Below are 6,000 nucleotides of genomic sequence, written 5' to 3'. Positions count from 1 at the left end.
GGCGGCCGAGCGCGGGAGCCGACGGCACGCGGCCGTAGAGGACGGGCCCGGCACGTGATGAGGCGATGAGCGCGGCAACAGCGTGCGGGGCACGGCCGCAAGACGATGGTGTGGGGAGCCGTTCCGGGCACGCGGTGAGGCGGCCGAGCGCGGGAGCCGACGGCACGCGGCCGTAGAGGACGGGCCCGGCACGTGATGAGGCGATGAGCGCGGCAACAGCGTGCGGGGCACGGCGGTGAGGCGGCCCAGCGGGGGAGCCGGCGGCGGGCGTGGGCGTGAGGAACGGGTCCGGGCACGTGATGAAGCGATGAGCGCGGCAGCAGTGCGGGGCGCGGCGGCAAGCGCGGGAGCCGGTTCGGGGCACGGCCGAACGGCGGCAAGGCGACCGGCGTGAGGAGCCGTTCTGGGCACGGTGGCGAGGCAGCCCGGCGCGAGAGCCGACGGCGCGCACAGTACGGCGGAACGAGCAAGAGAGCAGAGACAAAAGAAGCGGCCCACCGGAAGTCCGGCGGGCCGCTTCTGCTCAGTGCTTCGCAATACTCAGTGATGCGTCCAGATCACCCGCAGCAAGCCGTGACGGCCGCAAGGATGGTGTCCAGGAGGCTCAGCCCTCCGGGAAGATCACCACGCGGCGCTTCGGGTCTTCGCCCTCGCTTTCGCTCGTGACGCCGTCCACGGTGGCCACCGCGTCGTGCACGACTTTGCGTTCGAAGGGGCTCATGGGCTGCAAGCGGACGCGCTCGCCGCTGGACAGGACGGACTCGGCGGTGGAGCGGCCGAGTTCGCGGAGCTCTTCGCGGCGGTCGGCGCGCCAGCCGGCGATGTCGAGCATGAGGCGGCTGCGGGAGCCCGTCTCCTGCTGGACGGCGAGGCGGGTGAGTTCCTGCAGGGCCTCGAGCACGGTGCCGCGGGGGCCGACGAGCTTTTCGAGGTCCTCGCCGCCGTCGATGCTGATGATGGCGCGGCCGGCTTCGACGTCGAGGTCGATGTCGCCGTCGTAGTCGAGCAGGTCGAGCAGGCGCTCGAGGTAGTCGCCGGCGATGTCGCCTTCCTGCACGAGCAGGTCGTCGCCGCCCTGCTTCTCGTCGGCGGCCTCGGCGGGGGCACCCACGGCGGGTGCGGCCGAGGCCGTGGTCTCTTCGTCCTGATCGGCGTCGATCGTGTCGACCGTCTCCGACATCATTCGTCTCCTCTCCGAACCGGACGCGTCAGCGACGCTTCCGGCCCGACTTCCTGGTCGAGTCCTTGAGGAGCCCCGGAACCCCGGTTCCGTTCTCCTTGTTCGATCCGTTCTGGGCCGGCTGCTGCGCCGGCTTCGACGGGGTCGCATCGGTGTCCGGCTCGGCCGGCGTGGACTGCGAGGCAGCCTCGGCCGAGGCGTTCTTCTTGCTCTCCACGCCACCCGAGGAAGACGGGGACTTCGTCTGCGCGAAACCGTGCGCCGAACCCGCCTTGCTCACCTTGCCCTGCTGGTCACCGTTGCCGGACGGGTTGTTCTTCTTCTGCTGCACAGGCTTCTGCCCGACCTTCGGAGCCGTCGGCTTCTGCCCGGGCTTCGGCCCGAGCGACGCTCGCTTCTCCGCGGCCTCCGCCTTACGCGCGGCCTCTTCCTTGTCGATGCGCGTGTACACGAGCCGCTGCTGCATCAGCGTCCAGCCGTTGTTCGCCAGCCAGTAGAAGAGCAGGCCGAGCGGGAACAGGGCACCGAACACGAGCACGCCGAGCGGGAAGATGTACATCGTCAGCTTGTTCATGATCGCGGTCTGCGAGGTGGCCGACGCGGCGTTCTGCCGGGCCACGGAGTGCCGCGCGGTGAGGTGCGTGGCGATCGACGCGATGATCATCAGGGGTAGCGCGACCGGGAGCACGTTCCAGTGGAACCCGGGAGCCGCGACACTGCCGCTGACCACCCCGACGCCGTTGTAGACCGCTTCACCCAGGTTGACGCCGAAGAGCTTCGCGGTGACGTACGACTGGACATCGTGCTGGTTGAAGAAGTAGTTCTCCGTCTTCACGCCACCGCCGGGCGGCAGGATCGTGAACGCGCGCAGCACGTGGTTCAGACCGATGAACACCGGGATCTGAAGAATCATCGGCAGGCAGCTGCCCAGCGGGTTGACGCCGTGCTCGCGCTGGAGCTTCTGCATCTCCTGCGCCTGGCGCTGCTTGTCGTTCGCGTACTTCTTCTGGAGCTTCTTCATCTCCGGCGCGAAGTCTTGCATCTTCTTCATCGACCGGACCTGGTTCACGAACGGCTTGAACATGATGCCGCGGACCGTGAACGTCAGGAAGATGATCGCGAGGATCCAGGAAATCGCCGATGCTTCCCCGAACGCGAACCCGAATACCTTGTGCCAACACCACAAGATGAAGGACACGGGGTAGTAGATGAAATCGAGCACTGAGCTACTCCTCGATCGGTGTTTCAGGCAGGTGGTGGCGCCACGAGAACTTCTCGGGTACCGGATCGCGGCCCGGCGGTGTCCACGGGCCGCACCGCCCCAGCCGGCGCAGCGCGAGGTAGGAGCCGCGGCCGGCACCGTGCCGGGTCAGGGCTTCGACTGCGTACGCGCTGCAGCTCGGGTAGAAGCGGCAGGCCGGCGGCAGGAAAGGCGAGATCGCCTTGCGATAGAACTTGATGGGGAGGAGCAGCACCCACGCGACCGGCCCGGGGCGGCGCGGGGCCGTCTCCCCGGTGACGTCGGTGCCGCCGTGGGTGTGCTCGGGAGTGGCTTGCATTGCCGTTACACCGCTGATCCGTGGTCGGGGGCCGCGTCCTGCTGACGCGGTTGCCGGGGAGCATCTTCCCCGGCGGCGCGGCGGGACGAGGTGAGTCCGAGCCGGCGCAACGCCGCGTCGAGATCGGCGCCGAGCTCCGCGCTCGAAGCGGACGCCGCCGGAGGTAATGCCCGTACGACCAACGAGCTGCCCGGGGGCAGTGTTCCGAGTCGGGCCGAAACGAGATGACGCAGTTGCCGGGTCACTCGATGGCGGACCACCGAGTTCCCGACGGCCTTGCTCACCACAAAACCCGCCCTGGCCGCATCGGGTGCGGCCGCGGACGGGTCCGTGGTCAACGCGTGGACGACGAGGCGACGCCTGCCTGCCCTGGAGCCCCGGCGGAGAACGACCCGGAAGTCTTCACTCCGCCGTAGACGTGCGGCTGCGGGCAGCACGGCGCGCCTCGACGAGCCGGATCAGGCGGACAGCGCGCCGCGGCCCTTGCGACGACGAGCCCCCAAGATGGCCCGGCCGGCACGGGTCCGCATGCGGAGGCGGAAACCGTGGGTCCGCGCGCGTCGGCGGTTGTTCGGCTGGAAGGTGCGCTTACCCTTGCTCACTGCTACTCCTGTGTCTCGGCCGTCGGGCGACGGATTTTCGGCCGTCTACCGGCATGTCGTGCGGGCGCACGGCAGTCTCTGGTGTCTCCTACCAACGTGTGGCCTCGTCACGACGAGCGACGACATACGTGGGCACGCGAAACGCACCCGTCGCTTACGGGAGACCTTACGAGGGTACGCACCCCGGTCGGGAGCCGTGTAGGCACCCCCTCCGCCACGCTCGGCGACCGGGCCGTGACCTCGCCTTCGCCCACGCCGGGACACCGAATGGCAACACGCCGTACACCGTGAAATGCTTGCGCACAATGGTGCCTTGTGGCAGCGGGCGAGGCTTGTTAGCGTGCCTCTTCCGGGTCGCCCGGTCTCGAGGCGCGCGGCGGTATCGCCACCGGGGTGTGGAGGCGCCCACGGCGAACGCCGAGCCCGCAGGTGGCGTGGCTGCGGGCAGCCGTACATTAGTGCACAGCTGTGGACAACTATGTGGATATTCGCTGTGCCCGCGCGCAGGTCGGTCCAAGATGACGTCCAGGGGAGTGTTTTGCGGGCGTGGTTGGGGTGATTCCGCCGTTCACGCCGACGAGGGGAGGGGAGCCAGACAGGTGTCCGAGCACCAGCACAATCTGGGCGTTATCTGGGAGCAGGTGGTACGGGAGCTGTCCGACGGCACCCTCTCGCCGCAGCAACGAGCCTGGATGCGGGTGACGAGGCCCATCGGCCTGCTCGACGGCACCGCCCTGCTGGCTGCCCCCAGTGACTTCGCGAAGGAAGCGATCGAACGCGCGCTGCGAGGTGCGATCACCGACGCCCTCTCCCGCCGGCTCGGCCGCGCCGTGTCGCTCGCCGTGAAGGTCGACAGCGCCGAGGCCATCGCGCCAGCGCCGCGCTACGTGCCCGCACCCCCTCAGGTGGAAAACGGGCACCCCGACAACGGGCGCATCGACAACGGGCGCCTGGAACCCGGTCACCTCGACCCCACGCACGTGGAGAACGGACGGCCCGACAACCGCCGTCTCGAGAACGGCCGCCTCGACAACGGTTCCGTCGCGCAGCAGCGTCCGCCGATCGACGGCGCCTCCATGGCCGCCGCGCGCGCCGCCCGGCCCGAGCCGCCGCGCCAGCGCCCGGTGCCGCAGCCGGCCCCGCTCGAGGAGTCCGACGACCCGAACGAAGAAGTGGACGAGGAAGGCGAAGCGCTCGCCGCCGTCCACGAGATCTGGCCGACGTTCTCCGGCCAGCCGATCGCCGGGCAGCCCTACACCGCGCCCGCGCAGCCGCAGACGTCGAAGACGAAGCTCAACGAGAAGTACACCTTCGACACGTTCGTGATCGGCGCGTCCAACCGGTTCGCCCACGCGGCCGCGGTGGCCGTGGCCGAGGCGCCGGCCCGCGCGTACAACCCACTGTTCATCTGGGGTGAGTCCGGGCTCGGCAAGACGCACCTGCTGCACGCCGTGGGCCACTACGCGCAACGGCTGTTCCCCGGCATGCGCGTGCGCTACGTCTCGACCGAAGAGTTCACCAACGACTTCATCAACTCGCTGCGAGACGACCGCAAGGTCGCCTTCCAGCGGCGCTACCGCGACATCGACATCCTGCTCGTCGACGACATCCAGTTCCTGGAAGGCAAAGAAGGTACGCAGGAAGAGTTCTTCCACACCTTCAACACCCTCCACAACGCGAACAAGCAGATCGTCGTCAGCTCCGACCGCCCGCCCAAGCGCCTCGAGACGCTGGAGGACCGGCTGCGGACGCGGTTCGAGTGGGGCCTGATCACCGACATCCAGCCGCCCGAGCTCGAAACCCGCATCGCCATCCTGCGCAAGAAGGCCGCGCAGGACCGGCTGGCGGTCCCGGGCGAAGTACTGGAGTTCATCGCGTCGCGCGTGGAGGCGAACATCCGCGAACTCGAGGGCGCGCTGATCCGCGTGACCGCGTTCGCGTCGCTCAACCAGCAGGCCGTGGACACCTCGCTCGCCGAGATCGTGCTGCGCGACCTGATCCCCGACTCCCATGCACCGGAGATCACGGCGCCGACCATCATGGGCGTCACGGCGGAGTTCTTCGACGTGACGCTCGACGAACTGTGCGGGCCCGGCAAGACGAAGGCGCTCGCCACCGCGCGCCAGATCGCGATGTACCTGTGCCGCGAGCTCACGGACATGTCGCTGCCGAAGATCGGGCAGACGTTCGGCGGCCGCGACCACACGACCGTGATGCACGCGGACAAGAAGATCCGCAAGGAGATGGCCGAGCGCCGGCGCATCTACGACCAGGTGCAGGAGCTCACGTCGCGGATCAAGCAGCGGGCTCGGCAGTAGCTTCGGAGCTTCAAGGAGGGCGTCGCCTACGGGCGGCGCCCTCCTTTTTTATGGGCGACGTGACGACGTACTCACGACGGCGCTCGCGAGGCCCGCAATCCGGCACTGAGCCCCGCTGTCCGTCCACAGAGACTCGTCCACGCCGCACCCCGCGCTCGGCCCAGCACCCAAGCGAGCCCGGTTTCCCCTACCACACAAGACCTTCCACAAGGCCCCGGGTCCAACGTGGACGAAGCACCCGTACACAGGCGAAGCAGCGAAGCAAGCGGCGTGTGCCGTCGCCCACGTACGCACGCGTACGCAGCCATCCTCAAACCCATTGATACACAAGGAGTTTTCCC

Annotated in this window: 6 protein-coding genes; 1 reads left to right on the top strand and 5 read right to left on the bottom strand. The window is 68.8% G+C overall.

All coding sequences use genetic code 11. The annotated features are described in order from the left end of the window. Positions 1 to 604: 604 nt before the first annotated feature. From AB0H62_RS07015 to rpmH, 5 genes are read right to left on the bottom strand one after another with little or no spacing between them, the layout of a single operon-like run. On the bottom strand, positions 605 to 1,180 hold the full coding sequence (locus tag AB0H62_RS07015) for a R3H domain-containing nucleic acid-binding protein (protein WP_360584608.1): 576 nt from the start codon (positions 1,178 to 1,180) through the stop codon (positions 605 to 607). Positions 1,181 to 1,208: 28 nt separating this feature from the next. Continuing rightward, the gene (gene yidC, locus AB0H62_RS07010) at positions 1,209 to 2,402 is read right to left on the bottom strand and encodes a membrane protein insertase YidC (RefSeq protein ID WP_360584606.1); all 1,194 of its coding nucleotides are present in this window, start codon (positions 2,400 to 2,402) and stop codon (positions 1,209 to 1,211) included. Between the two features lie 4 nt (positions 2,403 to 2,406). Beyond that, on the bottom strand, positions 2,407 to 2,739 hold the full coding sequence (gene yidD / locus AB0H62_RS07005; RefSeq protein ID WP_220245402.1) for a membrane protein insertion efficiency factor YidD: 333 nt from the start codon (positions 2,737 to 2,739) through the stop codon (positions 2,407 to 2,409). 5 nt (positions 2,740 to 2,744) lie between these two features. Continuing rightward, positions 2,745 to 3,176, bottom strand: a complete 432-nt coding sequence (gene rnpA / locus AB0H62_RS07000) for a ribonuclease P protein component (RefSeq protein ID WP_220245403.1) — start codon at positions 3,174 to 3,176, stop codon at positions 2,745 to 2,747. A 21-nt stretch (positions 3,177 to 3,197) separates the two neighbouring features. Then, the gene (gene rpmH, locus AB0H62_RS06995; RefSeq protein ID WP_220245404.1) at positions 3,198 to 3,341 is read right to left on the bottom strand and encodes a 50S ribosomal protein L34; all 144 of its coding nucleotides are present in this window, start codon (positions 3,339 to 3,341) and stop codon (positions 3,198 to 3,200) included. Positions 3,342 to 3,940: 599 nt separating this feature from the next. Between rpmH and dnaA the strand changes: the two genes are divergently transcribed. Next, positions 3,941 to 5,659 carry a chromosomal replication initiator protein DnaA gene (gene dnaA / locus AB0H62_RS06990; RefSeq protein WP_360584603.1) on the top strand — a complete coding sequence of 573 codons (1,719 nt, stop codon included), beginning with the start codon at positions 3,941 to 3,943 and terminating at the stop codon, positions 5,657 to 5,659. Positions 5,660 to 6,000 lie beyond the last annotated feature (341 nt).

Origin of the sequence: Amycolatopsis sp. NPDC050768, assembly GCF_040654155.1 — a bacterium.
In the GTDB taxonomy this organism is placed as follows: Bacteria; Actinomycetota; Actinomycetes; order Mycobacteriales; family Pseudonocardiaceae; genus Amycolatopsis.
Note: the sequence above shows the minus strand (reverse complement) of the source record. Positions and strands in the feature narration are given on the sequence as shown.